Source organism: Acetobacter musti, from assembly GCF_011516835.1.
Lineage (GTDB): Bacteria > Pseudomonadota > Alphaproteobacteria > Acetobacterales > Acetobacteraceae > Acetobacter > Acetobacter musti.
On sequence record NZ_WOTB01000005.1, the window covers coordinates 83,644 to 110,443 of the forward strand.

General features: G+C 65.1%; 22 protein-coding genes. 13 read left to right on the forward strand and 9 right to left on the reverse strand.

The features are described 5' to 3' along the window. Positions 1-159: 159 nt before the first annotated feature. The 6 genes from GOB93_RS05415 to GOB93_RS05440 form a co-directional block, all read right to left on the reverse strand. Positions 160-1,431 (reverse strand): M20 family metallo-hydrolase, encoded by a 1,272-nt coding sequence (locus GOB93_RS05415; RefSeq protein WP_173582471.1) that lies wholly within the window; start codon positions 1,429-1,431, stop codon positions 160-162. A gap of 61 nt (positions 1,432-1,492) precedes the next feature. Then, on the reverse strand, positions 1,493-2,770 hold the full coding sequence (gene preA / locus GOB93_RS05420; RefSeq protein WP_173582472.1) for an NAD-dependent dihydropyrimidine dehydrogenase subunit PreA: 1,278 nt from the start codon (positions 2,768-2,770) through the stop codon (positions 1,493-1,495). A 14-nt stretch (positions 2,771-2,784) separates the two neighbouring features. Further along, the gene (locus GOB93_RS05425; protein WP_173582473.1) at positions 2,785-4,149 is read right to left on the reverse strand and encodes an NAD(P)-dependent oxidoreductase; all 1,365 of its coding nucleotides are present in this window, start codon (positions 4,147-4,149) and stop codon (positions 2,785-2,787) included. A gap of 257 nt (positions 4,150-4,406) precedes the next feature. Continuing rightward, entirely contained in the window at positions 4,407-5,036 is a 630-nt protein-coding gene (locus tag GOB93_RS05430) for an NUDIX hydrolase (protein WP_173582474.1), read from the reverse strand. Between the two features lie 60 nt (positions 5,037-5,096). Further along, positions 5,097-5,660, reverse strand: a complete 564-nt coding sequence (locus tag GOB93_RS05435) for a DsbA family protein (protein ID WP_173582475.1) — start codon at positions 5,658-5,660, stop codon at positions 5,097-5,099. Positions 5,661-5,967: 307 nt separating this feature from the next. Next, positions 5,968-6,648: a hypothetical protein gene (locus tag GOB93_RS05440; protein WP_173582476.1), complete on the reverse strand. Its 681-nt coding sequence runs from the start codon at positions 6,646-6,648 to the stop codon at positions 5,968-5,970. A gap of 378 nt (positions 6,649-7,026) precedes the next feature. Between GOB93_RS05440 and GOB93_RS05445 the strand changes: the two genes are divergently transcribed. Next, entirely contained in the window at positions 7,027-7,257 is a 231-nt protein-coding gene (locus GOB93_RS05445; protein ID WP_173582477.1) for a DUF3126 family protein, read from the forward strand. A 195-nt stretch (positions 7,258-7,452) separates the two neighbouring features. On the opposite strand, the gene GOB93_RS05450 is transcribed toward GOB93_RS05445, so the two are convergent. Further along, positions 7,453-8,070, reverse strand: coding sequence for a DUF2939 domain-containing protein (locus tag GOB93_RS05450; RefSeq protein ID WP_173582478.1), 618 nt, complete (start codon positions 8,068-8,070; stop codon positions 7,453-7,455). Positions 8,071-8,224: 154 nt separating this feature from the next. On the opposite strand from GOB93_RS05450, the gene GOB93_RS05455 reads away from it, so the two are divergent. The 7 genes from GOB93_RS05455 (at position 8,225) to thiD (ending at position 14,843) form a co-directional block, all read left to right on the forward strand. Continuing rightward, entirely contained in the window at positions 8,225-9,064 is an 840-nt protein-coding gene (locus tag GOB93_RS05455; RefSeq protein WP_173582479.1) for a molybdopterin-synthase adenylyltransferase MoeB, read from the forward strand. After that, complete coding sequence (locus tag GOB93_RS05460) at positions 9,061-9,543, forward strand: DsrE family protein (protein ID WP_338422301.1); 483 nt, start codon at positions 9,061-9,063, stop codon at positions 9,541-9,543. Before GOB93_RS05455 ends, GOB93_RS05460 begins: the two co-directional genes overlap by 4 nt. Positions 9,544-9,620: 77 nt before the next feature. After that, positions 9,621-10,754, forward strand: coding sequence for an SH3 domain-containing protein (locus tag GOB93_RS05465; protein ID WP_242010551.1), 1,134 nt, complete (start codon positions 9,621-9,623; stop codon positions 10,752-10,754). Positions 10,755-10,846: 92 nt separating this feature from the next. Next, positions 10,847-10,993, forward strand: a complete 147-nt coding sequence (locus tag GOB93_RS05470; protein WP_173582480.1) for a hypothetical protein — start codon at positions 10,847-10,849, stop codon at positions 10,991-10,993. Continuing rightward, entirely contained in the window at positions 10,993-12,432 is a 1,440-nt protein-coding gene (pyk, locus tag GOB93_RS05475; protein WP_173582481.1) for a pyruvate kinase, read from the forward strand. The genes GOB93_RS05470 and pyk overlap by 1 nt, the downstream gene beginning before the upstream one ends. Positions 12,433-12,619: 187 nt before the next feature. Continuing rightward, positions 12,620-13,978 carry a phosphoglucosamine mutase gene (gene glmM / locus GOB93_RS05480; RefSeq protein WP_173582482.1) on the forward strand — a complete coding sequence of 453 codons (1,359 nt, stop codon included), beginning with the start codon at positions 12,620-12,622 and terminating at the stop codon, positions 13,976-13,978. Between the two features lie 4 nt (positions 13,979-13,982). After that, on the forward strand, positions 13,983-14,843 hold the full coding sequence (thiD, locus tag GOB93_RS05485; protein WP_173582483.1) for a bifunctional hydroxymethylpyrimidine kinase/phosphomethylpyrimidine kinase: 861 nt from the start codon (positions 13,983-13,985) through the stop codon (positions 14,841-14,843). Here the strand turns inward: thiD and ctrA are convergent. Then, positions 14,828-15,586, reverse strand: a complete 759-nt coding sequence (ctrA, locus tag GOB93_RS05490) for a response regulator transcription factor CtrA (RefSeq protein ID WP_173582484.1) — start codon at positions 15,584-15,586, stop codon at positions 14,828-14,830. The two genes, thiD and ctrA, sit on opposite strands and share 16 nt — an antisense overlap. Before the next feature lie 171 nt (positions 15,587-15,757). On the opposite strand from ctrA, the gene fliI reads away from it, so the two are divergent. The 5 genes from fliI (at position 15,758) to addA (ending at position 25,450) form a co-directional block, all read left to right on the forward strand. Next, complete coding sequence (gene fliI / locus GOB93_RS05495; protein WP_173582485.1) at positions 15,758-17,155, forward strand: flagellar protein export ATPase FliI; 1,398 nt, start codon at positions 15,758-15,760, stop codon at positions 17,153-17,155. Between the two features lie 115 nt (positions 17,156-17,270). Beyond that, a complete protein-coding gene (locus GOB93_RS05500; protein ID WP_173582486.1) occupies positions 17,271-17,699 on the forward strand; it encodes a flagellar FliJ family protein in 429 nt (142 codons plus the stop codon). A gap of 478 nt (positions 17,700-18,177) precedes the next feature. Beyond that, positions 18,178-18,687 carry a tRNA (adenosine(37)-N6)-threonylcarbamoyltransferase complex ATPase subunit type 1 TsaE gene (gene tsaE / locus GOB93_RS05505; protein ID WP_173582487.1) on the forward strand — a complete coding sequence of 170 codons (510 nt, stop codon included), beginning with the start codon at positions 18,178-18,180 and terminating at the stop codon, positions 18,685-18,687. After that, the gene (addB, locus tag GOB93_RS05510) at positions 18,684-21,881 is read left to right on the forward strand and encodes a double-strand break repair protein AddB (protein ID WP_242010552.1); all 3,198 of its coding nucleotides are present in this window, start codon (positions 18,684-18,686) and stop codon (positions 21,879-21,881) included. Before tsaE ends, addB begins: the two co-directional genes overlap by 4 nt. After that, the gene (gene addA / locus GOB93_RS05515) at positions 21,848-25,450 is read left to right on the forward strand and encodes a double-strand break repair helicase AddA (RefSeq protein WP_173582488.1); all 3,603 of its coding nucleotides are present in this window, start codon (positions 21,848-21,850) and stop codon (positions 25,448-25,450) included. Before addB ends, addA begins: the two co-directional genes overlap by 34 nt. Before the next feature lie 67 nt (positions 25,451-25,517). Here the strand turns inward: addA and GOB93_RS05520 are convergent, their stop codons facing one another. Then, complete coding sequence (locus GOB93_RS05520; protein WP_173582489.1) at positions 25,518-26,762, reverse strand: NupC/NupG family nucleoside CNT transporter; 1,245 nt, start codon at positions 26,760-26,762, stop codon at positions 25,518-25,520. Positions 26,763-26,800: the final 38 nt, after the last annotated feature.

Sequence of the window (26,800 nt, forward strand, 5' to 3'; positions counted from 1 at the left end):
CATCAGGCCCGTGCGTCCCGGATCGGTGGTTTCCGGAGGCTGCCGGCTTCTGGCGGGGCCTCCGGAGGGTTTCGGGCCGGAGCCCTGACACCTCGATTCTGAGAGTGAGCCGGATCGTGTGTTCCGGAAACCCCTGTTATCAGAACAGTCGGGTGTGGTTCAGGGTTCCCGGCTGAACGCGGCGTCGGCTTTCAGGACGGCGCGGAGCAGGACGTTGGCGCCGGCCTCGGCGTCCGGCTCCAGGATGCTTTCTTCCTCGTTATGACTGAGGCCGTCCTTGCAGGGGACGAAGATCATGGAGGTGGGGGCGACGCTGGCGAGGTAGGCGGCGTCGTGGCCGGGGCCGGAGACCATGCGGCGGGCGGAGTAACCGCCTTCGGCCGCGGCTTCGGCGACCATATCGATGCAGGCGGGGCTGAAATGGACGGCGGGGGCGTCCCAGATCTGCACGATGTCGAGAGTGACGCCGCAGGATTCCGCGATGTCGGGGAAACGCTTTCTGAATTCGGTTTCCATCTCCAGCACGACGGCGTCGTTCGGGTCGCGGAGATCGACGGTGAAAAAGGTCTCGCCGGGCACGACATTGTTACTGTTCGGGCGGTTTTCGATCAGGCCGACGGTGCCGACGGCGGTCGGGGCGTGGGCGAAGGCGATCTCGCTGAGGGCTTCGATCATTTTCGCGGAGGCGACCAGGGCGTCATGACGCATGGGCATCGGGGTGGAGCCGGCGTGGGCGTCTTTGCCGTGCACGGTGACTTCGTACCAGCGCATGCCCTGCACGCCCTCGACGATGCCGATGGTTTTTTCCTCGGCTTCGAGGATCGGTCCCTGCTCGATATGGAGTTCGAAATAGGCGGTGACCGGATGCTGGCCGCAGGGTTCGGCGCCGCGATAGCCGATCCGTTCCAGTTCGTCGCCGAACCGGATGCCGGCACGGTCGCGTTTGTCGAGGACTTCCTGTTCGGTGAAGATGCCGGCGAAGACGCCGGAGCACATCATCGGCGGGGTGAAGCGGGAGCCTTCCTCGTTGGTCCAGTTGATGAGTTCGATCGGGTGACGGGTGGTGTAGCCGGATCTGTGCAGGGCGCGGAGGACGGAGAGGCCGCCGAGCACGCCGAGGATGCCGTCATATTTGCCGCCGGTGGGCTGGGTATCGAGATGGCTGCCCATGGTGATGGGCGGCAGGGCGTTGTCCTGGCCTGGGCGACGGGCGAAGAGGTTGCCCATTGAGTCGAAGGTGACGGTGCAGCCGAGGCTTTCGCAGGTTTTCACGAACCAGTCGCGGACCTGACGGTCTTCGTCGGTCAGGGTCAGGCGTCTGATGCCGCCTTTCGGGGTGCCGCCGAACCGGGCTGTTTCCATCAGGTCCGTCCAGAGCGCCTGCCCGTCGACCCTCAGATTGCTGCCTGTATTCCCGGTCTGCTTTGTCATTCCTGTGCCTTTCGCGACGAAACCACGCTGAACTGTTCCGTATCCGTGATGGGTCCGTCTCTCAGGAGACGGGCTCCACCACCCGGTTCGGATTGTTGGGATGCTCGGGCCAGGTCAGCATGCCGTCAACCGGCTGCGGCTGCATCGTGATGCAATTATCGATGGGGCAGACATGCGCGCAGAGATTGCAGCCGACGCATTCCTCTTCGATGATTTCATAACGGCGTTCGTTGCCGACGAGAGATTTCGAGATCGACTGGTGCGATGTGTCCTCGCAGGCGATGTAGCAGAGGCCGCATTTGACGCAGGCATCCTGATCGATGTTCGCGATGGTTTTAAATTTCAGATTCAGCTGGTTCCACGGCACGAAATTCGGGATTGCGCGGCCGGTGACGTCGGCGAGGGTGGCATACCCTTTCTCGTCCATCCAGGCGGAGAGTCCGTCGATCATGTCTTCGACGATCCGGAAGCCGTAATGCATGGCGGCGGTGCAGACCTGGAGCGTGGACGATCCCATGGCGAGGAATTCCGCCGCGTCGCGCCAGGTGGAGATGCCGCCGATGCCGGAGATGGGGATGCCGCCGAGTTCCGGATCGCGGGCGATGTCGCCGATCATGCGCAGGGCGATGGGTTTCACGGCCGGGCCGCAATAGCCGCCATGGGTGCCTTTGCCGCCGACGACGGGCATTGGCACCATCTGGTCGAGATCGACGCCGATGACGGACTGGATGGTGTTGATCAGCGAGACGGCGTCCGCGCCGCCGCGCAGGGCGGCTTTGGCGGGCATGAGAATGTTGGTGATGTTGGGGGTGAGTTTCACGATGACCGGCATGCGGGTGTTCTGCTTGCACCAGCGGGTCACCATCTCGACATATTCCGGAACCTGGCCGACGGCGGCGCCCATATTCCGTTCGGACATGCCGTGCGGGCAGCCGAAATTCAGCTCGATCCCGTCGGCGCCGGTTTCCTCGACAATGGGGAGGATGGCTTTCCAGCTTTCCTCCACGCAGGGGACCATGAGGCTGACGACGACGGCGCGGTCCGGATAATCTCTTTTGACGTCTTTGATTTCCGCGATGTTGGTCGCGAGCGGGCGGTCGGAGATCAGCTCGATATTGTTCAGGCCGATCATTCTTGTGCCGTTATAGTCAAGCGAGCCGTAGCGGGAGCTGACATTGACGACCGGCGGGTCCTCGCCGAGGGTTTTCCAGACGACGCCGCCCCAGCCGGCCTCGAAGGCGCGGCGGATGTTGTATTCCTTGTCCGTTGGCGGGGCGGAGGCCAGCCAGAACGGGTTGGGCGACTTGATGCCGACGAAATTGCTGCGCAGATCAGCCATTATCCGTTCTCCTGTTATGCCGGGACGCCAGATACGGGAGCCGCGCACAGGGCCAGGTGCATGGCCTCCGCCGCGTCCCGCCCGTCACGGACGGCCGCGACGGTCAGATCCTCGCCGACGGTACAGTCGCCGCCCGCGTAAACGCCTTCCATGGTTGTGCGGTACGACCCGTCGACGACGATCCGGCCGCCTTCGATGAGGATGGAATCGCCGCTGACCGGATCGGCCACGAAAAGCTGGCCGACGGCCTTGAGCACCATATCGGCCGGCACGATGAACGTGTCCTGCGCGTCATAGGTGGCGCGGCCATCGCCGGTCGCGGCGCCGCGGGAGAATTCGACACCGGCGAGGGCGCCGTCTTCTTCGACGATCCGGACGGGGGAGGACCAGAGGCGGACGGTGACGTCGTTGGTCTGCGCCCATTCCCGTTCGACCGGGGTGGCGGACATCTGTTCGTGGCCACGGCGATACACCAGGGTGACTTCTTCGGCGCCGAGGCGGCGGGCCTGCACGGCGGCGTCCACGGCCGTGTTGCCGCCGCCGATCACGACGACGCGCCGTCCGACGGGCACGGTTTTTTTGTCGCGGGAGCGCACGTCCTCGATGAAGGCAACGGCGTCCTGCACGCCCTCCAGTGCTTCCCCTTCGATTCCGAGCGCCCGCACGCCGGCGAGGCCCATGCCGAGGAAGACGGCGTCATAGTCGCGGCGCAGATCGGAGAGGGAGAAATCCCGGCCGAGCTTCTGGTCGCCCTTAAAGGTGATTCCGCCGATCTCCATGAGGAAGGCGACTTCCTGCTGCGCGAAATCGCCGGCGAGTTTGTAGGCGGCGACGCCGTATTCATTGAGACCGCCGGCGTGGTCGTGCATGTCCAGCAGCACGACGTCATGTCCGTGCATGGCGAGGCGGTGGGCGCAGGCGAGTCCGGCGGGACCGGCGCCGACGACGGCGATGCGGCGGCCGGTTTCCGGGGCGCGGGTGAAGGGCTGGCCGCCGTGATCCATCTGCCAGTCCGTGGCGTGGCGCTGGAGGGCGCCGATGCGGATGGGGTGGCCTTCCTCGCGTGTGTTGTGGACGCATTTCTCTTCGCAGAGAATTTCCGTCGGGCAGACGCGGGCGCAGGAGCCGCCGAGGATATTGGATTCGAGGATGGTGCGCGCCGATCCCCTCATATTTCCGGTGGCGATGCCCCGGATGAATTTCGGGATGTCGATGCCGGTCGGGCAGGCCTCGGTGCAGGGCGCATCGTAACAGAAGAAGCAGCGATCGGCTTCCACGACCGCCTGTTCCTTTGTGAGCGGCGGGTGGGCATCGGAGAAATTGACGGCCAGTGCAGTGTCATTCAGTCGACCACTGGCGATATCGGGCGTTCGCGTCATGACTGCTCCTGTCACATGTTCTGTCACGATATTACGGGGCATTAATCCGTTTTCGCAACATATTTCCTGACCATATGTTCAATTTTTATGCGCGGACGGCCAAAACTGCCGGGCATTTATTCCGTGAGGAGAAAGAAACGGTTTTAAAACAGCAATTTGCGGGATTTTGTGGGGACCGGTGTTTTTTTACGGTCGTGGCGCGGTATGGCGGGACGCGATCCGGAGCGTGGAATGGTCCGGTGTGTTCCGCCGGTCTGTCATTCGAAATCGGTCGGGAGGTCCGGATTACGGCGATGGTCGAACATACGCCGGATCTGGGCGGGGAGGACGCGGCCTTCGGACAGGTCCGGTGGGATGTCGCTCTCCGCGAACCATCCCACTTCCGATGTCTCGATGCTGGTGGCGGGGGCGCCGCCTGTGAGATCGCAGAGGAAGAAGAGTTTGTAGCAGGAGAAGACGCCGTTCGGGTGGGCCTGGCGGGTGCGGTCCCACAGGGCGGCGAGTTTTGTGACGGTGACCTGGTAGCCGCTTTCTTCCGCGACTTCCTTTACGGCGTTTTCGGCGGCGGTGACGTTCGTGTCGGCCCAGCCGCCGGGGAGGGTCCAGCGGTTATGGTCGGCTGTTTCTCGGACCATCAGCAGGCGGTCTTCCATGTCGAAGACGGCGGCGCGGACATCGGTTTTCGGCGTGGCGTAGCCGGTTTCGCCGGCGAACAGGGCGGCGATGCGCTCGGCGGAAATGTCCGTGTAGGTGGCGAAGATGCGGGCGGAGAGGTCACGCAGGGCGATGTAACGCTCGCGGTCGTACTGGTCCTGCGTGAAGGCGAGGCCGGTCTGGGCGATGGCCTGCATCTCGCGTGCCCAGGTGAGCCAGTCGGGTTCGCTCATGGCTGCCGCATCTTCATGTAGGTCTCCGGGCTGAGGGGTTTCCGGTTCGCCGGCTCTCTTTCAGGCGAAAATCTTTCCGATCCATTCCTGGACGGAATCTCCGCTGCTGATTGCCGGAACGATCAGCCCGTCGACCATGAAGGTCGGCGATACATGGATGCCGTTCTGCCGCGCGTATTTGCAGTGCCATTTGACGGTTTTCTGGAGGCCGGGAATGGCAAATGCCTTCGCAAGGCTGACACCGCTATAGCCTTCGAGCCGGGCGATAATCTCGTTCGGCGTGGCGTCCATATTGGGGCCGGAGCAATGGTCTGTGAATTCGAACTCTTCCCGATGGGCGGCCACGGCGGCCATGACTTTCCTTGCGGTTTCTTTTCCGCCTTCGAGTGTGGAGGCCGCGAGGACGCAGCGTACGATGACGCCGGAGAAGAGGTGCCAGGGCTGCGACTGAAGTCTGATTTTAACGGTGAGTCTGTCTTCGCCGGCTGTCCGCAGCAATTCGTCGAGCTTGCCGAAGGCCCGCACGGAAAAGGGGCAGGTTGGTTCCAGAAATGCCTCGAAGACTGTGGCGCCGTGGCCCCAGACCAGCGGGTCGGCCCGCCATGTGGATGGTGACTGTGACATTGCGGTTCCCCTCTTCTGCCTTTGCTGTGCTGTCTTTTCCGGTCTCTCTGTTCTGATCCCGGTCTGCTTCGGGACAGGACGGGACGCTAACAGCAATCCGTGCGCTGCGGAAATTTCGCGGCCGTCGGGGCGGGGGTGAAGGCGCAGAGTGTGAAGAGGGGGATGGAATCTAAAGGACCGGGCTGACCTGGTCAGGGCTGCGCCCTGCCTGGACAGAGCCGGGTGCTGCCCGGGTGCGGTTTGTGGCCGCTGTTTTCCGGGCTGCTGTTCGGGTCGTTGTGACCAGGCCGTTATTACTGGCCCGTTATTACTGGGCCGATCCGGCTGTCGTGGAGCTGCGATTGATGATCGCGGTTCCGCTGCTGGCGGCGCTGGCAGCGGCGGCTGTGCCGGCGGTCTGTGCGGAGGACGTGGCGGCGGCTGCGGCGCTGGCCGCGCCTGCCGTGCCCGGTGTGGCGGTTGCCGGCAGGGCGGCCGCGGGACCGTTCCAGACCGCGCCCTGGCTCTGGGCCGGGATTGGCGGGGGCGTGAAGCCGGAGACGGGGCCGAACGGACCGCCGTTGATTGTCCGCATTGTGGATTCAGGCTGACGCATACAGCCGCGGACCAGGGGTTCGCAGACGCCGTCATTGCCGATGGCGCGGTCGTTGTCGCCGGTGTAATGGACTTCTGTCACCTGATCGTGGTCGAGGCGCATGATTGCGGTGCAGGAGCTGCCGTTCCCGGTAAAGCTGACGGCGCCGAGGCCGAACGGGTTGATTGAAAATGCGCCGGTCGTGCCGGGTTTGTAGGCGTACTGGTAGAGCTGCGTCGTTGCGTTCAGCTTCGTCACCTTATCGGGCGCACCGGCGCAGGCCTGCAGATCGTTTGACGTCATGCCAATCATCGCCATCTGCGCTTTATGCACGGAGCGGGAAGCGAAGTAACCGCAGCCACTCAGATTCAGGGCGACACCAATCAGCACCAGACGCGATCCAAACCGGGACATAAACTCTCCGTAACGGACTTTCGTGGAAGCAGTCATTCAACTGCCGCAAGTTAAAGATCATTAACACTATTGATTTTGTGACGAAACAAGACAAACGGTCTCCCGCTGTCAATCCGGCGCGGCTGTTTTTGCGGAAAACCATGCGGTTATGCCGTCATTCCGGCGGCTGGCGCGTTCACCGCCGCGAAAGTGTTGCAGGCCTGGCCGGCAATGCCTATTAGCCAACCCCACGCATCTGACGGATGCACCTGTGCTGGCACAGACAGACCGGTACATGCACAGGTATCAGCATACATATCAGCACACAGGGCGGGTCTGAGCTTCCGGGCGGCACAGATGAGCCTGAGCCCCCTGCCCTTTTCCCCGGAGACGCCATCAATGAGCACGATTTCACCGAGCGAGATTACCCGCCTGCAGATCTGTCTGCGCCGCCTGCTGGGTTCGCAGGGTCTTACGGTCAATGCGCCGCCACGGGCGGGGCTTTCTGTCGAACTTGCTGTCAACGGCGAGGTTATCGGCACCATTCATCGCGACGATGACGAGGGCGAGGTGTCCTATAACCTCAATATCGTGCTTCTGGAGGAAGATCTTCCGCCGGCCAAAGCATAAGTACGGCGTCTGACTTCTTTTAGAACAGGGCTCTGCCCTGCACCCGGAAGGGGTCTCGGACCCCTTCACCCCGTTATGTCTGATAAACCGGGATCAAAGGGGCTGCGTCCCTTTGTGGGGTTCGGGGCAAAGCCCCGGAAAACCTCCCGGCACGGATCTGCTCACACAGAAAGCTGACGAGGCCTGAGTGGTGCGTCAGGCGTGACGCTGGGTGATCGAGGCTTCCATCACCGGGTGGCTGGCCGGAGCGGGAAGATCGACGCGGGTGAGCTTCCATTTCCAGCCTTCGATCCGGAGCTGGATGCGCAGGGGCGTTTCATTCTCGTGACCGGGAAGCGCGACCTGAGCCTCGAACGAACTGGCGCTGGTGAATCTGACGACGGCGTGCGTCAGAGCAGCGACCATTTGTCCGCCGTGAACGGCGCCGGGGGCAGCCGCTATCGCCTCGTCTACGACGTGGCCGAGATTTTTCTGATTGATCGTCAGATCGACGGCGTTCGAGACGACACTGGTGGCAAATGACGATCCGAATTCGGGCAGGTCATCCACCGGCTGCGCGGCGGGACCGAGATGCAGCCCGTCCATGACCTGTTCCTTGAGCGACGCATCGAGAGAGGACCAGTTGATCGTCTGACCCAGAGCGGTCATGTCACGTGTCGAGACGAAGGATGCGATGGTCCACAATGTCACGAACGGGGACGCGGCATAGAGCGCGAAGGACATCATGAAAGCTGCGACGCAGATCACACGTGCCCGCTTCCTGGCGGGACAGGCCCATGCGTCGGAGGTGGGGGTGACTGGTGCGGTAAACATGACTCGTTCCTGGTGACTGTTGTGACCCTTATACCACGCGCAACGCAGTTATGCATTTATCCGCACCCTGATTCGTGCGGTTATCACGAAAAAGTGATTTCCATCCTGGCACATCGTGTTCTTTCGCTCCAGGCCTCGCAGACCGGAGATCACTGTGTCCCCTGACCTTACGGAAGCCGAAATTCAGCGCTATTCCCGCCACATTCTTCTCCCCGAGGTTGGCGGCACCGGACAGATCCGTCTGCGCGAGGCGTCGGTTCTGGTCGTCGGAGCCGGGGGCCTGGGATCGCCGGCCGCTCATTATCTGGCGGCGGCCGGGGTGGGCAGGATCGGGATCGTCGATCACGACCGGGTTGAGCTGTCGAACCTGCAGCGGCAGATTCTTCACACAACCGAACGTGTCGGATCGCCGAAAGTTGACTCGGCGCGTGAGACTCTCACCGCCCTCAATCCGGAAATCGTGATCGAGACGTATGAAACGCGCCTGACAACGGACAACGCCGCGGAACTGGTGCGCGCCTATGATCTTGTGTGCGACGGAAGCGATAATTTCGGGACACGCTATCTGGTGAACGCGACATGCGTGGCGGAGCGCCGGACGCTGATTTCAGCGGCGGTGACCCGTTTCGATGGCCAGATCTCGACGTTTCGCCCGCATATCGGTGGTCCCTGTTACGAGTGTCTGTTTCCCCGGAGCGTGGGCGCTGGCGATGCGCCGTCCTGCGGGGATGCGGGGATATTCGGTGCGGTTACCGGCGTGATGGGGACGCTTCAGGCCACCGAGGCACTGAAGGAAATTCTGGATCTGGGAGAGACGCTGGCGGGGCGACTGCTGCTGTGGGACGCGCTGGCCACCCGGTTCACCACGATTTCGATCGCGCGCGATCCGCATTGTCCGGTCTGCGGCGGGTCTGTGCCGGAGGCGGAGCGCGGGGCGCAGCGTGGCGCGGAGCATGAGCCGGAAGCGGAGCACGGGCGGGAGGCGCGGCTGTGACGGACCGGGTCGGGGACGATGGGCGGGGCGGTGGTGAGCCGGGCGCTGATGCCGGGGATGAGATCCGGGGCGATACCGGAGGCGATATCGGGGACAGCGACGGGCGGCAGGGGCTCGCGCTGATGCTGTGCGGGGACGATTTCGACCGGCTTCATGCGGGATTCATGCTGGCGGCCGCCGCTCTGGCTCTTGACCGGCCGGTTCTTGTCTTTGCGACGGGGCCGGGGGTGCTGGCGCTGTGCCGGGAGGCGCCGTCACTTGTTTATGCGGAGAAGAATGCGGGGCTTGCCGAACGGGGCGTGGTGTCCCTGTTCGTGCTTCGCGATGCCCTTGTGGCGATGGATGCCACTCTGCTTGTCTGCGAATCGGGATTGCGGAGAACCGGCTGCGAGGCATCGGATCTGATCGGTGGCGTCCGCGTTGCGGGGCTCCCGACCTTTCTCGACCTCGCGGCGGGGCATCAGATCGTGACATTCTGAGCGAAGTTGCCGTCCGGAACAGTGCAAATGCACGAAGCCTCTTGCCGAGGCGCGTCTGGCTTGGCACGGATGCGGCCATGATCGCTCTCCGTCCTCTGCGCGCGGCCGCCATACTGATGGCCGCGACCGCCCCCGTGTCATTCGCCAGCGTTGCCGGTGCGGCCACGCAGCAGGATGAACCTCATCATCACCACCATCATCATAAGGCCGGGGACAAGGCTGCGGCTTCGTCGTCCGCGAAGGCGAGTTCGGGGAAAGCGGGTTCCGGGAAGACGGGCGCGCATCATGGCAAGGCGTCGGCGGAAGGGGCTGCGACGAAAACGCATGGCGCGAAGGGACATGTGACGAAGAAATCCGGCGACCACGCGGAAAAGCCGCATCACAAAGCGGCCGGATCGAAACACCCGCATGCCGGAACGGCGCATCCGGCGTCCGGCCATCCGGTGGCGGCTCCGCTGACGCAGGATGATGGCGCGCCGGACACTCCCGGCGCTGTGCCGGACGGGGCGAACGGGCCGGCCGGGACGCCGCCCGAGGCGCCGAAAGGCACCAATACGGGTCTGCCGCTTCCGCGCTTTGCCTCGTTGCGGGCCGATAAGGTCAACATGCGGGCCGGCCCAGGCGAGCGCTATCCGATTCAGTGGGTCTATCACCGGCGGGGGCTGCCGGTTCAGATCGAGCGCGAGTTCGATGTCTGGCGGCTGGTTGAGGATTCGGACGGCGTGAAGGGCTGGGTGCATCAGGCGACTCTTGCCGGAGCGCGTGATTTTGTTGTGCCGTCTCCGGCAGGGACGGCGCCTCAGGGGAGTGTGCCGCCCGGGAGCGCGTCGTCGGGGGGAGCGCCTGCGGGAGAAGCGCCTGCGGGGGGGACGTCTTCAGCGGCGGGGCAGAGTCCGGATGCCGGGCAGAAGCCGGGGGCGGCGGATCATAACGCTGACCAGCAGGCGGCCAGGCACACGGAATCGCAGGTTGTCGGGCATATTGCCTCTGTCGCGGACGTTACGGGCATTCCCGGCGCTGTCGTTCTGCGGGCGTCGGCTGACGACGGGGCGGCGCCTGTCGCGGTGCTGCAGCCTGGCGCTGTCGGGACGATCAAGACCTGTGCCTCAGGCTCGGCCTGGTGCAGGGTGTCGGTGCGGCAGTATGATGGCTGGCTGAAGCGCAGTGCGATCTGGGGTCTTTCGGCGGGCGAGCCTTACCCGCCGTCCTGATACGCGCCCGGACACGGAAATGTGGGGCGGGCACGTGGAAACGCTCCCGGTGGTCATGCGTTTCACCGCCATCCGGCCGTGCCGGATAATGGGTGAAGCGGCTCGTCACGGAGACGTCGCGGCATGATCCGCATCGGTGGTGCCCGTCACAGGCGGCGCCTGTCATCGATGGTGATTGTCGCGGGGCGTTTCTGCGCTGGCGGCTGTCTTCATTCGTGCTGCCAGGAGAAACTGCATAATGACTGCTCCGCATTGCCGTACGAAAATTGTCGCCACTCTCGGGCCGGCTTCTTCCGACCTGGATACGATCCGGGATCTTGCTCTGGCCGGAGCGGATGTATTCCGGTTTAATTTTTCTCACGGCACTCATGACGATCATGCGGCGCGCTACCGTATCGTGCGTCAGGTGGAGAAGGAGATCGGGCGGCCGATCGGGATTCTGGCCGATGTCCAGGGACCGAAGCTGCGTGTCGGCCGCTTTGCCGAAGGCAGGGTCGTGCTGGAAACGGGGCGTCCGTTCCGCCTCGATCTCGATGAGACTCCGGGGGATGTGACGCGGGTCAGTCTTCCGCATCACGAAATTATTTCCGTCGCGAAGCCGGGGAGTGTTCTGCTGCTGGATGACGGCAAGCTGAAGCTCTCGGTGACGACGGTCGGGAAGGATTTTCTGGAGACGGAGGTCGTGGTCGGCGGGACGCTCAGCGACCATAAGGGCGTGAATGTTCCGGATCTGATTCTGCCGATTCCGGCGCTGACCCAGAAGGACCGGGACGATCTGGATTTCGCGCTGAATCTGGGGGTGGATTTTGTCGCGCTGTCCTTTGTTCAGCGCGCGGAGGATGTCGTTGAGGCCCGCACGCTGACAAACGGGCGGGCCTGGATTGTGGCGAAGCTCGAAAAACCGCAGGCGATGGATAATCTGGAAGCGATTCTGGATGTGACCGACGCCGTGATGGTGGCGCGTGGCGATCTTGGGGTGGAGCTGCCGCCGGAGACCGTGCCGCTTGCGCAGAAGCGCATCACCCGGCTGGCGCGGACGCTGGGCAAACCGGTCATTGTGGCGACGCAGATGCTGGAGAGCATGATCTCCGCGCCGACGCCGACCCGCGCCGAGGCTTCGGATGTGGCGACGGCTGTTTATGACGGGGCGGACGCTGTGATGCTGTCGGCGGAATCGGCCGCAGGCAAATATCCCCGTGAAGCCGTGACGATCATGAACCGCATTGTTCAGAGCGTGGAGGCGGACAAGGGATGGCAGGCCGTGATGAAGGCGGGGCGGCTGGAGCCTGAGAATTACGTTGCGGACGCCATTGCGGGGGCGGCGGAGCAGATTGCCGGGACGCTGGGGGCCGGCGCGATCGTCGCCTATACCCGGTCGGGACCGACGGCGCTCCGCCTTGCCCGCGAGCGGCCGTTTTCTCCGATTCTGGGTGTGACGCCGACGGAGACGACCGCGCGGCGTCTGACGCTTGTCTGGGGTGTGCAGGCTTTCGTGGAGGACCCTGGCAGCCATGTGCACAACACGGAAACCATGGTCACGGCGGCGGTTGAGATCGCGGTGCGGAGTGGTGTGACGAAGCCTGGCGATACGATCGTGATCGCGGCGGGCATGCCGTTTGGCGTCAGCGGTTCGACGAATACGCTGCGTGTCGCCCGCATTCCGGATGCTGACGCCTGACGGGCTGAAGAAGGGACGGAATCCGGCTTTGTTTCAGTCCGGGAGTGTTGTCTGCGGGGATTACGGGCGGTTTTTTGGAGGGGTCCGCTCTGGAATGCCGCGCCCTGCCCGGCTATGACGACAGAAAACCGGCTGGGCGCGCGGGGCTTCCGCCTGCTTTCGCACGCACACAACGATCAGGCGCGACATGAGCACGACACGGCAATTTTTCGGGACAGACGGCATACGTGGGAAAGCCAATACCCATCCCATGACGGTCGATGTCGCGCAGAAACTGGGACAGGCCGCGGGCCTTCATTTCATGCGCGGTCATCACCGGCATCGCGTGCTGGTCGGCAAGGACACGCGGCTGTCCGGGTATATGATCGAATGTGCGCTCGTGGCCGGCTTTCTCTCGGCCGGTATGGATGTGACGCTGGTCGGGCCGATGCCCACGCCGGCGATCGCCATGCTGACACGGTCGCTACGCGCTGATCTCGGCGTGATGATTTCCGCGTCTCACAATCCGTTCAGCGATAACGGCATCAAGCTTTTCGGCCCTGAAGGTTTCAAGCTTTCCGATCAGGAGGAAGCCTCGATCGAGGCGATGATGGGCGCCGATCTGTCGGGCCGGCTGGCGGCTCCGGCCGAGATCGGGCGGGCGACGCGGCTGAACGACGCCGCCGGACGCTATGTCGAGCATGTGAAGGCGTCCTTTCCGCGCGGCTGCCGTCTGGATGGTCTGAAGATCGTCATCGACTGCGCGAACGGCGCGGCCTATCGGGTCGCTCCCACGGCTTTGTGGGAACTCGGCGCGGAGGTCATCCGTCTTGGCTGTGAGCCGGACGGGGTGAATATCAACGAGAACTGCGGTTCGACTCATCCCGGCGCGCTGTGCCGGGCGGTTGTCGAGCATGGCGCGCATCTGGGCATCGCGCTCGATGGCGATGCGGACCGGATGCTGCTGGCCGATGAGCGGGGCAATCTCATCGATGGCGACCAGATCATCGGTCTGATCGCCCGGTCCTGGGCGGCCAGCGGGCGGCTCGCGACATCGGCGATCGTGACGACGGTCATGTCCAATATGGGTCTTGAACGTTTTCTTGCGTCGCTTGATCTGACGCTTGAGCGCACGGCGGTCGGCGACCGTTATGTGGTCGAGCGCATGCGGGAAAACGGGTCCAATGTCGGTGGCGAGCAGTCCGGCCATGTCGTGCTGTCCGATTTTGCCACCACGGGGGACGGTCTGCTGGCGGCCTTGCAGGTTCTGGCTGTTCTGATTGAGGACGGGCGGCCGGCCAGCGAAGTGTGCCGTGTGTTTTCGCCTTATCCGCAGATGCTGAAAAATATCCGGTTTTCCGGCTCCAGCCCGCTGCTTCTTCCGGAAGTCAGAGCTGCGCGGGCGGAGATCGAGGCCCGGCTGGGGAAAAGCGGGCGGCTGGTGCTGCGGGAAAGCGGTACCGAGCCGCTTGTCCGGGTGATGGTCGAGGCGGAAGATCCGGCGACGGTCGAGAGCGCGGTTGACGACATGTGCGCGGCTATCCGCGCCGTTCACGAGCCGGCCTGACGCGGTGCGCGGCCGGGTCCTGAGCATCGCGGGCAGCGATTCCGGCGGCGGGGCGGGAATTCAGGCGGACATCAAGACCATTACCGCGATGGGTGGCTTCGCGATGACGGCGATTACGGCTGTCACGGCGCAGAACACGCTGGGTGTGGCCGGTGTGATGGATATTCCGGCTGATTTTCTGCGAAAGCAGATCCGCTGTGTTCTCGACGACATCGGCGCCGATGCGTTCAAGACCGGCATGCTGGGTCAGGCTGGCAATATCACGATTGTCGCGGAAGAAATCCGCGCGTACCGGCCGGTTCCGTTCGTGCTCGATCCGGTTATGGTCGCGAAAGGCGGGGCGAGCCTGCTGAGCGGGGATGCACTCACGGCTCTGACCGGCACGCTGATTCCACTCTGCACGGTTCTGACGCCGAACATTCCGGAAGCGGAGACGCTGCTGGGCCGGCGGATCGGCGGCGAGGAGGACATGGTCCCTGCCGCGCGGGAACTGCGGGAAAGAGGCGCGGCGGCGGTTCTGCTGAAGGGCGGGCATCTGCCTGGCACGCGTCTGACGGACGTGCTCGTGACCGCGGACAGCATCGAGACCTTTACGGCACAACGGATTGAGACCCGGCATACACACGGGACCGGGTGCACTCTGGCGAGCGGGATCGCGACCCGGCTGGCACAGGGACGGACCCTGCGCGACGCCGTGATGGAAAGCCGCGTGTATCTCAGAGCCGCCATTGCGGCGGCTCCGGGCTTCGGAGCAGGAGCCGGCCCGCTGGATCATGGCGTGACCGTCTCGCCGGAATGGACCGGCGGGAGTGACGACCCGTCCGGAGCCTCCTCCGGGGACGCTTCGTCTCAGGCGGCGACCTGAGCCCGGCTGGCGGGAGCCGTTCTGGCTGAAGCCTCCGGAGCGATCTCGGTGGCGGCGACATCCATGCGCTGGAGCTGTTCGCGGAGCATGTAACCGCGTCCCCAGACGGTGGTGATCAGGTTACCGGCGCCGACGGACTGCAGTTTCTTGCGAAGCTTGCAGATGAAAACGTCGATGATCTTCATCTCCGGTTCATCCATGCCGCCGTATAGATGGTTCAGGAACGCATCTTTTGTCAGGACCATTCCCTTGCGCAGCACCAGCAGCTCAAGAATTGCATATTCCTTGCCGGTCAGATGAACGGGGGCGTCATTGACCGTGACTTCCCGGCTGTCGAGGCTCAGCTGCAGCGGGCCGACACGCAGCGTGGGCTCGCTGAACCCTTTCGAGCGGCGGAGGATGGCCTGCATGCGCGCGACCAGCTCCTCGGGATCGAACGGCTTGGTGAGATAGTCATCGGCGCCGACCGAGAAGGCTTTCACCTTGGCCTGGGGACGGGTGAGGCCGGACAGGACAACGATGGGGGTTGCGACGCGCGCGGCGCGGACGCGGCGGACGACTTCGTATCCCTCGACATCCGGAAGCATCAGCTCCAGCACGGCGAGGTCGTAATCGTAATGCCGGAGCATCTCGATGGCCTCTTCTCCGCTGCCGACATGATCAACAGTAAATCCAGCGCCCTTCATGATCTGGGTGATCTCGTTCACCGCAACCGTATCATCTTCGACGAGCAGAACACGCATCTGAGTAACTCCCGGTTCGTTGTTGACCAATAGTTACTACCACAGGTTGTATTAGTCTACGGAAATTTCACGTAAAGCGTGTATAAAGAATTTCTAAACTCGTTAATGAAACGGAAAACGTATGATTTTTGAGACGAAACCGATACAAAACCGCAGTTTTCCGAGGTTCTGATGGTTCTGGATCTGCCGGATTGTCTTTCTGCAACCTGTGCGGGTATTCCGGCCGCGACCGCGACTGCACGCATAACGGGTGTATCGGGACTCGCCGTGACGGTCGCCGGGCTGGGGGGACTCGCGTCCGTGGGCGACCGTATTACGCTGATCAGGCGCGACGGGACGGAGACGCCGGCCGAGATCATCGGGTTTTCGGGCGATGTCGCGCGCGCCATGGCTTTCGGCAGCCTCGACGGGATCGGGAGCGGAAGCGAGGTCCGGTTTCCGCTCTTTATCGGTCCTTCAGCTCCGAAGCCGGGCGGCAGTCTGCGCGTGTCCGATGCGTGGATCGGCCGGATCATCGATCCGCTGGGACGTCCTCTGGATGGTAAGGGGCCGCTTCCGCAGGGTGACAGGGCGCGGTCGGTGCGGTCTTCCCCGCCTGAGGCGACGCTGCGCGCCCGGCTTGGCCCGCGCATCGATCTTGGCGTGCGGGCGATGAATCTGTTCACCACCTGTCGCGAAGGTCAGAGGCTGGGTCTGTTCGCCGGTTCGGGTGTCGGGAAATCGACCCTGCTGTCCATGCTGGCGCGGTACACGGCCTGCGATGTGGGTGTGATCTCGCTGGTTGGCGAGCGCGGGCGCGAGGTTCGGGAGTTTGTCGAGGACGATCTCGGACCGGAAGGGCTTGCGCGTTCCGTGGTGGTGGTGGCGACCTCCGACTCGCCGCCGCTGATGCGCCGGGAGGCGGCCTATGCCGCGCTGACCGTGGCCGAGCATTTCAGCGACCGGGGAAAGTCGGCGCTTCTCCTTATGGACAGTGTCACCCGCTTCTGTCAGGCGCTGCGCGAGATCGGGCTTTCGATGGGTGAGCCGCCGGCGACGCGGGGATATCCGCCGTCGGTTTTTGCTGAGCTGCCCCGGCTGCTCGAACGGGCGGGGCCGGGGATTGTCCGGCCGGATGGTTCGGCCGGACAGATTTCCGCGCTGTTTTCCGTGCTTGTCGAGGGGGACGATCAGAACGAACCGATTGCGGATGCCGTGCGGGGCATTCTTGACGGCCATGTTGTGATGGACCGCCGGATCGCGGAAGAGGGGCGGTATCCGGCCATCGATATTCTTCGCTCCCTGTCGCGGACCGTGCCCGGCTGCAATTCGGACGATGAAAACGCGCTGACGCGCCGCGCCCGCGCCATTCTGGCCACGTACAGCGAGATGGCCGACATGATCCGTCTCGGCGCCTATCGTCCCGGAGCGGACCCGAAGGTTGATGAGGCCATCCGGCTTCAGCCCGCCATCGGGCAGGTTCTGGCTCAGGGCCGGCATGAATGCGCGCGGCTGCCCGACTGTTTCGCCGCTCTCCGCAACGCTCTGGCTGAGACGCCTGAACCGGCGGACCCGGACGCCAGCGGGTGAGCCTTCTTCCCTGTGATGACCGGGCCTGCCTCCCGGATCTGACTATCATTCCCGACTATGACCGGCCCCCTTATCCGGACGCGGGGCCGGCTTATTTCCTGACAGGACAGACATCATGCCCCGCACTCCTCTCGACTCGCTTCTTCGTCTGAGACGTCAGGAACTCGACGAAGCGAAGCGCCTGCTGTCCGAAGCGCTCGCGCAGGCCATGACGGCGGCGGAAGCCGTGAAAACCGCCGAGCAGAACATGGTCAGTGAGCGTGATATCGCGCTTGATCTTTCGGCCGATGACCGGACGGTGGAAGCCTATTCCCGCTGGCTGCCGATCGGCAGAGCGGCTCTCGACCGGGCCAGGGCGCTGGAGCAGGACGCGGCGTCCGGGGTTCAGGCCTCGCGGACACGGGTGAATATGGCCCGGTCGGCGCTGGAAGTTGCGGAAAAACTGGCTGAGAGCCGGGCGCGGGAGGCTCAGGCGCGGGCGGACAGGCAGGAGCAGAACATGATCGACGATCTCTCCGCGCGGCGCTCCCACGACACGGAGTAGCTGGTTCCGCGCGGTGGTTCTGACGGATTTGCGCGGGCCGGACAGGGGCATGACGGGCCGGACGGCAGGTATGGGAGCCAGATACGGGGGTCGGTCTTGCCTGTCGGGTGCGCGCGGGCCGGCATTGTTCCGGCCAGACCGGGAGCCCCACAACTGAGGCCAGAAGCGGGGGTAGAGCCAGGGAGATGAATCAGGGGCGGACTCCGTATAGCGGAGCCGCGCGCTGAACTTTGCTCTGCCGGAGTTATGGTGACGGCCTTGTGGTGCTGGCCTCAGGGCCTCTGTCTCCCGGTGCCTGTTTCTCGCTTTCAGCTTCGTGCTGACGGGTTCATGCGGCCGGGGCGATGCTGCGGGTTTCATGTTGCCGGATTCATCCTGTCAGATTCCTGCCGGATTCGACCTGGCAAACTCGTCCGTGACAGCTAACAGGGGTAAACACAGTCGCTTCTGACACAGCTCCGACCGGGACGGATCGCGCATGACGGACACCACGATGAGGCTGCGGACCAGGGCTGATACCGGGCGTCTTGCCGGTCTGATCGCGCAGGCTGTCCGGCCGGGAGATGCGATTCTGCTGTCCGGCCCGCTCGGTGCGGGAAAGAGTGTATTCGCGCGGGCATTTCTCCGGCGGCTTTGCGGAGACCCGGCCATGGATGTTCCGAGCCCGACCTTTACCCTTGTGCAGACCTATGACTCGCCGGTCGCGCCGGTGGCCCATTTCGATCTCTGGCGTCTCGACGGTCCTGAGGCGCTGGAGGAGCTGGGGTGGGATGACGCGAGGAATGGCGTTGTTCTGGTTGAGTGGCCGGAACGGCTTGAGGAGGAGACGCCGGCGGACGCGCTGCTTGTCACCCTTATGGTGGACGAGGTGGCGGACGGGCTTTCTGCCGGAGGGTCGGATGCGGACGATGTGCCCCGGATCGCGACTCTGACCGGCTGGGGCGACCGGCTCGATGCGGTGCTGACAGGCGAGGTTTCCCCGGAATGACTCAGGCCGCTTCCCTGTCCCTGCCGCTGGCGACGATTCCCGCGCATCTGTGTTTTCTCGATGAGATCGCGGCCCGCTGGACGGCCGGGGTCGATGACGATCCGGAGCGGATCGGGGACGGGACGCTTGTTCTGCCCGGTCGCCGCGCGGCGCGGGCGCTGACGGAGGCCTTTCTCCGCCATGCTGACGGGCGCGCCATTCTGCTGCCGCGGATCATTCCCATTGGCGGGCTGGATGAGGCGGAGACCGCGCTTGCCAGTCCGGACAGTCTGCTGCTTCCCCCTGCCGTGCCGCCGATGCGTCGTCTGGCTGTGCTGACGCGGCTGGTGTTGCAGGCCGGAGAGGCGTTCGGCACCCGGCCGATGCTGGATCAGGCCTGGCCGCTGGCCGCTGCGCTGGCGGATCTCATGGACGAGGCTGAGCGTTCCGGCGTGGATCTCGCGGCTGCGCTGCCCGATGCCGTGGAGGAGGGTTTCGCGGCGCACTGGCAGGTGACGCTGAAATTCCTCGGGATCGTCACCCGTATCTGGCCTGACTGGCTGCGTGAGGAAGGGCTGATGAACCCGGTTGCGCGCCAGGTCGCGCTTCTGAAGGCGCAGGGAGAGTACTGGGCTCAGAAAGAGCACGGAGCACGGAGCGACGATGACGGGACCCGGCATGATGTCCGGGGCCGGGCTGAGAGCGGTGTCGCCGGCCGGCTCTGGGCTGTTGGTTTCACGGACGCGCTGCCGGCGACGACGGAGGCGCTGCGTGGGATTCTGACGAATCCGGAGGGTCTTCTCGTCTTTCCGGGTGTCGATCTGTCCATGGATGAGGACACGTTCGCAACCCTGCCGGACGGTCATCCGCAGGCGGGGCTGTCCCGTCTGCTGGCCGGTCTCGGGGCGCGGCGGGGCGATGTGGCGCTCTGGTCTTCGGTTCTGCCGGATGGCGAAAAGCGGCGCGCGGTGCCGGCGGCGCGGTCCCGCCTGATTGCCCGTGCCCTGCTGCCGGCCAGTGCGCTGGGGGACTGGGCGCAGGACCCGGAGCGTGTTGACTGCACGGGTCTGACGCGGCTGACGGCGGCTGACCAGCAGGAGGAAGCGGCGGCCATCGCTCTTGCGCTGCGGGAGGCGATCGGGCGGAAAGGGCGGAGGGCCGCTCTGGTCACGCCGGATCGCGCTCTGGCGGGGCGGGTCGCGGCCGAGCTTGCGCGATGGGATATTCTTGCGGATGACAGCGCGGGCGAGCTTCTGATCGCGACGCCGCCGGCTGTGCTGATCCGTCTGCTCGCGCAGGCGGTTGACCAGGCTCTGTCGCCGGTGGCGCTGCTGGCGCTGCTGAAGCATCCGCTGGTGGCGTGCGGGATGAATCCGGGGGCGTGCCGTGCCTCCGCGCGCCTTCTGGAGCGCCGGCTGCTGCGGGGTCCGGCCCCGGCTCCGGGGATGGCGGGGCTCCGGGCGCGGGCGGCGGAAGACCGGGCTACGGAAGATCGGGCTGCGGAGGGAAAACGAGAGTCCGCCGGGGCGGCGCTGCCGGGGGTGTCCGCTGACCGGCCGGATGTGCCGCAGCCTGTCGATGTTTTCCTCGATCGTCTCGAAACCTGTCTTGCGCCGGCGCTGGAAGCGGCCCGTGAGCCGGGATCTCTGCCGGATCTGCTGACCGGTCTGCTGAAGGCCGCGGAGGCGCTTGCCGGCACGGATGACATGTCGGGCGCGGATCGTCTCTGGCGGGGCGAGGACGGAAACGCGCTGGCTCACCGGCTTTCGGATCTGCTGGCCTCCTGCGATGTTCTGCCGCCGCAGCCCTGGACCGTGCTGGACGGTCTGCTCTGCGCGGTGCTGACGGAGGAGCGGATTCAGTCCCGTCATGCGCTGCGCGGGCGGGGCGAAGCGGCGCTCACGCTGCATCCTCGCGTATTTATCTGGGGTCTGGCCGAGGCCCGGCTGCAGACTGTCGATCTGATTGTGCTGGGCGGGCTTGTCGAAGGGGTCTGGCCGCCGGCGACCGATCCTGGGCCGTGGCTCAGCCGGCCGATGCGGACCCGTGTGGGGCTGCCGTCTCCTGAACGGGCGATCGGACAGGCGGCGCATGATTTTGCGTCCTGTGTGGCTGCCGCCGATGAGGTGATTCTGTCGGTTCCGGGCCGCCTTGAAGGCGCGCCGGCGGTGCCGGCGCGGTGGCTGGTGCGGCTCGATGCGTTTCTTGCCGGGCGGGATCAGAATCTGACCGAGCATCCGGCGCAGTCCTGGCTGAAGCAGATCGATCGTCCCGACGGCGCGCCGGTTGCGGCGCCTCCCCCGTCCCCGCGCCCCCCAGTCAGCCGGCGCCCGCGCAGTCTCAGCGTCACCGAGATCGAGACGTGGATCCGCGATCCATATGCGATCTATGCCCGCCATGTTCTGAAGCTGCGGCCGCTCGATCCGCTCGAACAGTCGGTCGATGCGTCGGATTACGGCACGCTCGTTCATGGCGCGCTCGATGCGTGGTTCAGCGAGCAGCGCACGAACTGGCCGGACGATGCTGCGGGTCGGCTGCGGGCGATGTTTCTCGCCAGTCTCGACGGGGCCGGGCTCCGGCCGGCGCTTGCCGCGTGGTGGCGTCCACGTCTGATCCGCATCGCGGCCTGGGTGGCCGGTGCGGAGACGGCGCGGCGTGAGAACGGGGTGCCGGCGGCGATCGTCACGGAGGCCAGGGGGCGGGCGACGATGGAAGACCTGCCGGGCGGTGCGTTCTCACTGAGGGGACGGGCTGACCGGATCGATGTGTTCGCGGATGGCGGCACTGCGATCCTCGATTACAAAACCGGTTCCGTGCCGTCGAACACCGCTGTGGTGCGCGGCTGGAATCCGCAGCTGCCGCTGGAAGCCGCCATGCTTGCGCTGGGGGGATTTCCGGCAGTGACGGCCCGGTCGGGGGGAGTGGCCGGCCCGGGGGACGTTGCAGGGGCTGGTGTCAGGGAGCTGCTGTACTGGCGGCTGACGGGGGGCGCGGAGCCGGGGGAGGATGCGGCCATCAGCGTGAAGGACGGCACGATCGCCGATCTTGCCGCGCAGGCCTGGGAAAGTCTGCGCCTGCGGGTGGCGGCGTACGATCATCCGGATCAGCCTTATCTCTCGCATCCGCATCCGGGGAATGAGCCGCGCTTCGCCGATTATGCGCAGCTGGCGCGTGTCGCGGAATGGAGCACGGCGCGGGAAGACGGAGCGGAATGATGGACGCCATCGAACTGGCCTGCGCGCAGCAGATTGTCGCCTCCGATCCGAATGCATCGGTTTTTGTGTCCGCGTCGGCCGGGAGCGGCAAGACCAAGCTGCTCATCGACCGGCTGCTGCGTCTGATGCTGCCCCGCCCCTGCCCGGACGATCCGGCCGGGCCGCTGATTCCGGGCACTGATCCGGCCCGTATTCTGTGTCTGACCTTTACGAAGGCGGCGGCGGCGGAGATGGCGATCCGGCTGCAGCGGACGCTCGGGACCTGGGTGACGCTTCCGGATGCGAAGCTGGACCAGGCCCTGCGCGAGCTGCGGGTTCCGGTCTCGGCGCGGGCTCATGCGCGGGCGCTGTTTGCCCGTGTTCTTGATCTGCCCGGCGGGATGCGGATCGGCACGATTCATGCCTTCTGCCAGTCCCTGCTGAGACGGTTTCCGCTTGAGGCGGCGATCAATCCGCATTTTACGCTGCTGGAAGACACGGATGCGTCTCTGGCGCTTCAGGACGCCACGGAAACCGAGCTGGCCCGGCTGCCGTCGAGCAGGATCGCGCCGCTGGCCGCGCAGATCACGCTGACCGATTTCACCGGGCTTCTGGCCGAGCTTCGCAGCGGCGGTCATGCCCGTGGCGCTCTCGCCCTGGCGCGGACCGATCCTGACACCTTGCGCGCGCGGCTTCTGCGCGGGCTTGGGGTGGAGGATGCCGGGACGTCCGATCCGGTTCGGGAGGCCTCCACGGCGATACCGCAGGAAGACCGGCTGCGGGAGGCTCTGAAGCAGGTTGCGGAAGGCGGGTCCGCCAGTGTGAAAGTCATGGCTCTGGCGATGCTCGACTGGCTTGCACAGGAGGCCGGCGCGCGGGCCGCGGGCTGGGCGGCGTGGCGCGGACTCTTTCTCACCTCGAAGGGTGAGCCGCGAAAAAATGCCGGTCTGAACAAAAAGTTCGCGGAGGCGAACGAGGACATCGTCACGGTGCTGGAAGCCGAGGCGGCGCGCATTCTCGCGGTTGAGGAAACCAGGCGGGCGCTGGCGCTCGTCACGCTGACGCTCTCGCTTCTCCGGACGGCGGCGCCGGTTCTGGACACCTATGCGACGGGCAAGAGTCTGCGCGGGCAGGTGGAATATGACGATCTCATCCTCCGCACCCTGGGCCTGCTGCGCGATCCCGGCGCGGCCTGGGTGCTGTACAAGCTGGATGGCGGCATCGATCATCTGCTGCTCGATGAGGTTCAGGACACGTCCCGCGCTCAGTGGCGGATCGCCGGCGATCTGACGGAGGAGTTTTTCAGCGGAGAGGGCGCTCATGAACGGGCGCGCGGGCCACGCACGGTTTTCGCCGTCGGGGACTACAAACAGTCCATTTACGGGTTTCAGGGCGCTGATCCGGATGCGTTTCATGAGTGGCGGCGGCGCTTTGAGCAGCGGGTCAGGGCGGCCGGGCAGCAGTGGCGGGAACCCTCGCTGACCGTGTCCTTCCGTTCGACGGCTCCGGTGCTCTCGCTGGTCGATGCGGTGTTCAGCAATCCTCTGGCGGCCCGTGGGGTCAGCGAGCCGGATGAGGCCATGCCGCGTCACGAAAGTGCGCGGCCGGGCCAGGGCGGGCGTGCTGAGCTCTGGCCGCTGGTGCCGAAGGAAGAGGGGGGCGATGAAGAGAGTAGCGCGGGAGCTTCCGGGCCGGCGCCGTCCGATCCCTGGGCCGCGCCGACGGAAAATGCCGCGCAGATCTCGCCGTCTCAGCGGCTTGCGGACACGCTGGCCCGGTGGATTGCGACCGAACTGCTGAAGCCGGCGGCGCCGGGGGAACAGCCGCTGACGCCGGGTGACGTGCTGGTTCTGGTGCCGCGTCGCTCCGCTTTTGTGCGGGCGCTGATCCGGGCTCTGAAATCCGTTGATGTGCCGGTCGCGACGCTGGTCCGGACCGGGCTCGCCGATCAGACGGTTGTGCAGGATCTGATGGCGCTCTGCGATGCGCTGCTGCTGCCTCAGGATGATCTCACGCTGGCCTGCGTGCTGACGTCGCCGCTCGGGGGGCTGACGGATGACAGTCTGATGGCGCTGGCGCTCGATCGCACATCCGCTGATGAAGCCGCCGGTTCTCATGAACCCGGCGGGCGGCCGGAGCCGCTCTGGACCGTTCTGCGGGAGCGCCATGCCGAGCGGCCGGACTGGGCGGCGGCGTGGGCGTTTCTTTCCGCCCTGTTCCGGCGCGTGGATTATGCGTCGCCTTACAGGCTGTTATCCGAGGCCCTGGGTACGCATGGCGGCCGCGCCCGCATTCTTGCCCGGCTTGGTCCGGAAGCGGCGGAACCCATTGATGAACTGCTCTCCGCCGCGTTGCGGTTCGAAGAGGCGCACGCCACGTCCCTGCAGGGTTTTCTGCACTGGCTGCGGCATTCGGACGAGGCGGTCAGGCGGGAGCCGGACGCGACCGGGAATGCTGTGCGGGTGATGACGGCGCATGGTTCGAAGGGTTTGCAGGCGCGTCTGGTGATTCTTCCGGATACGATTGGCCTGCCGCGCTCGGATTCCCGTCTTCTCTGGCTGCCGCGGGAGAAAAACGAACCGGCGCTGCCGCTTTTCGTGCCGCGAAGCGATACGGCGACCGAAACGACGCGGGTGCTGCGGGAGAAACTCCGTCTGCGGGCAGCTGAGGAATACAACCGGCTGCTCTATGTCGCCCTGACACGTGCGAGTGACAGGCTGGTTGTCTGCGGGTGGGAGCCGAGGAAGCTCAGCGAGGAGAGCTGGTATTCCCGTTGTGTGGACGGGTTTGTCGCGGCGGGTGCGAAATCCGTGCCCTTTGACGGTGGCTGGGCCGGCGAGCGGCTGGTGATCGAGGAGCAGCGGACGGTTCCCGCGAAAAGCAACGGGCATATAAAGGTTTTTTCTCCGCCGCCTTTGCCGGACTGGGCCGGGCGGGCTCCGGACTGGACGCCCGCGCCGCCGCCGAAGGAGGCCGCTCTGGCCCGGCCGCTGTCTCCGAGCCGGCCGGACGATGCGACGCTTGGCGAAAGGCCGCCGACGCGGTCACCGCTCGATCTTGCCGCGCTGACTCCGAACGCAGCCCGCGAGGCGGCTTTCCGGCGCGGGACTCTGGTCCATGCCCTGCTTCAGTTTCTTCCTGACCGGCCACAGGAAGATCGGACGGAGATTGCTTACAAATGGCTGCTGCGTCCTGGAAACGGGCTTGATGAACGCGAGGCGGCCCGTCTGGTGTCGCGGGTGCTTGAGGTGATGGAAAGCCCTGCCCTGGCGCCGCTTTTCGCACCTGGAAGCCGGGCCGAGCAGCGGCTTGCCGGCATTGTGGGCGAGGCTGTCATTGTCGGTCAGGTCGACCGCATGCAGGTCCTGAAAGACCGTGTTCTGATCTGCGACTTCAAGACGAACCGTCGCCCTCCGGATACGGTCGGGCGCGTTCCGGTTCTTTATCTGCGTCAGATGGCGGCGTACCGGGCGCTTCTGAGCAATCTTTATCCCGGCCGCAGGGTGGAGTGCAGTCTGGTCTGGACCGAGACGCCGATGATCATGCCTCTTCCGAATGCGCTTCTGGATGAGCAGGGTTTTTCGTCGTGAGAAAGGGCTGTGCGGACAGTCCTTAAAGCCGGCATGTAGCGGAAAATGATCGATCCGGGCAGCGGATTTACGCGATGAACATTCCGGCGATGGCGGCGCTGGTCAGGTTTGAGAGTGTGCCGGCGAGCACGGCCCGCCATCCGAGGCGGGCGACTTCCTGCCGGCGCTCCGGGCACTGGCTGCCGAAGGCGCCGATCAGAACGCCGATGGATGACAGATTGGCAAAACCGCAGAGGGCGAAAGAGGCGATGGCGAGGGTCTGGGGGGTGAGAAGGTGATGCTGATAGAACGGGGTCAGGTTGCCATAGGCGACGAACTCGTTCACCGCGATCTTGGTTCCGACGATGCCGGCGACGACGTTGCTCTGATCCCATGGTACGCCCAGAAGCCAGATGACGGGGCGGAGGACGAAACCCATGATGGTTCCGACTGACAGATCATTGAAGCCTGCCTGGTGGCCGATTCCGCCCAGCACCGCGTTGAGCAGCGCGATGGTGCTGATGAAGGCGATCAGCATCGCGGCGACGGAAATTGCGACCCTGAGTCCGTTGCCGGCGCCGACCGCGAGGGCGTCGAAGAGATTTGCCGAGCGTATTTCAGCGGTTTCCGTGACGGTCAGGCGGGGCTGTTCCCGTCCGTCCGACGGCATGAGCAGTTTGGCGAACAGCAGGCCGCCTGGCATCGCCATGCAGGACGCGGCGAGCAGATACTCCACGGGGACGCCGAGCCCGGCATAGGCCGCCAGCATCGACATGGAAATGGAGGCTGTGCCGCTCGACATGGCCGACAGCAGTTCGCTGCGGCTCAGGGAAGCGAGATAGGGATGGATGGCGATCGGCACTTCGGTCTGGCCGAGGAACATGGCCATGGCGGCGGAAAAGGCTTCGACGGTGCTGACGCCGATAAGCCGCGTGAGGATGGCGCCGATGCCGCGCGCCATGATCTGCATGATGTTGTAATGATACAGCACGGCGATCAGGGCGCTGAGATAGATGATCTGCGGCAGAACGCTGATGGCGAAGATGAAGCCCCCGCCGGACAGATTTTTCGTCAGTTCCGGGCTGGCCAGCGCGCCGAACACGAAGGCGATGCCGGCCTGGCCGAAATCGGCGACCCATGAGACGGCGCCAGCGACATGGCTGAGCGCGGCGCGGCCGGCGGGGAGGCCGAGCATCACCAGTCCGGCGGCGATCTGGCAGAGGAGCGCCGGCCCGATGACGCGGGCTCTGATCCGGCGTCTGTCCGATGAGAACACGATTCCTGTGAGCAGAAGAACGGCGATGCCGAGAAGCGGCCGGAGATGAACCGTCATGCGTCGCCCTGTTCCCTGCCCTGTTTCGTCTTCGGAAT

Excerpts from the sequence above, each read along its gene's own strand:
- addB (WP_242010552.1), top strand. The coding sequence starts at position 18,684 with ATGACTCAGGCCGCTTCCCTGTCCCTGCCGCTGGCGACGATTCCCGCG.
- tsaE (WP_173582487.1), top strand. The coding sequence starts at position 18,178 with ATGACGGACACCACGATGAGGCTGCGGACCAGGGCTGATACCGGGCGT.
- GOB93_RS05450 (WP_173582478.1), bottom strand. The coding sequence starts at position 8,070 with ATGTTTACCGCACCAGTCACCCCCACCTCCGACGCATGGGCCTGTCCC.
- addA (WP_173582488.1), top strand. The coding sequence starts at position 21,848 with ATGGAGCACGGCGCGGGAAGACGGAGCGGAATGATGGACGCCATCGAA.
- GOB93_RS05415 (WP_173582471.1), bottom strand. The coding sequence starts at position 1,431 with ATGACAAAGCAGACCGGGAATACAGGCAGCAATCTGAGGGTCGACGGG.
- GOB93_RS05435 (WP_173582475.1), bottom strand. The coding sequence starts at position 5,660 with ATGTCACAGTCACCATCCACATGGCGGGCCGACCCGCTGGTCTGGGGC.
- pyk (WP_173582481.1), top strand. The coding sequence starts at position 10,993 with ATGACTGCTCCGCATTGCCGTACGAAAATTGTCGCCACTCTCGGGCCG.
- GOB93_RS05445 (WP_173582477.1), top strand. The coding sequence starts at position 7,027 with ATGAGCACGATTTCACCGAGCGAGATTACCCGCCTGCAGATCTGTCTG.
- preA (WP_173582472.1), bottom strand. The coding sequence starts at position 2,770 with ATGGCTGATCTGCGCAGCAATTTCGTCGGCATCAAGTCGCCCAACCCG.
- ctrA (WP_173582484.1), bottom strand. The coding sequence starts at position 15,586 with ATGCGTGTTCTGCTCGTCGAAGATGATACGGTTGCGGTGAACGAGATC.
- GOB93_RS05440 (WP_173582476.1), bottom strand. The coding sequence starts at position 6,648 with ATGTCCCGGTTTGGATCGCGTCTGGTGCTGATTGGTGTCGCCCTGAAT.
- GOB93_RS05520 (WP_173582489.1), bottom strand. The coding sequence starts at position 26,762 with ATGACGGTTCATCTCCGGCCGCTTCTCGGCATCGCCGTTCTTCTGCTC.
- GOB93_RS05465 (WP_242010551.1), top strand. The coding sequence starts at position 9,621 with ATGATCGCTCTCCGTCCTCTGCGCGCGGCCGCCATACTGATGGCCGCG.
- fliI (WP_173582485.1), top strand. The coding sequence starts at position 15,758 with ATGGTTCTGGATCTGCCGGATTGTCTTTCTGCAACCTGTGCGGGTATT.
- GOB93_RS05430 (WP_173582474.1), bottom strand. The coding sequence starts at position 5,036 with ATGAGCGAACCCGACTGGCTCACCTGGGCACGCGAGATGCAGGCCATC.
- glmM (WP_173582482.1), top strand. The coding sequence starts at position 12,620 with ATGAGCACGACACGGCAATTTTTCGGGACAGACGGCATACGTGGGAAA.
- GOB93_RS05500 (WP_173582486.1), top strand. The coding sequence starts at position 17,271 with ATGCCCCGCACTCCTCTCGACTCGCTTCTTCGTCTGAGACGTCAGGAA.
- GOB93_RS05425 (WP_173582473.1), bottom strand. The coding sequence starts at position 4,149 with ATGACGCGAACGCCCGATATCGCCAGTGGTCGACTGAATGACACTGCA.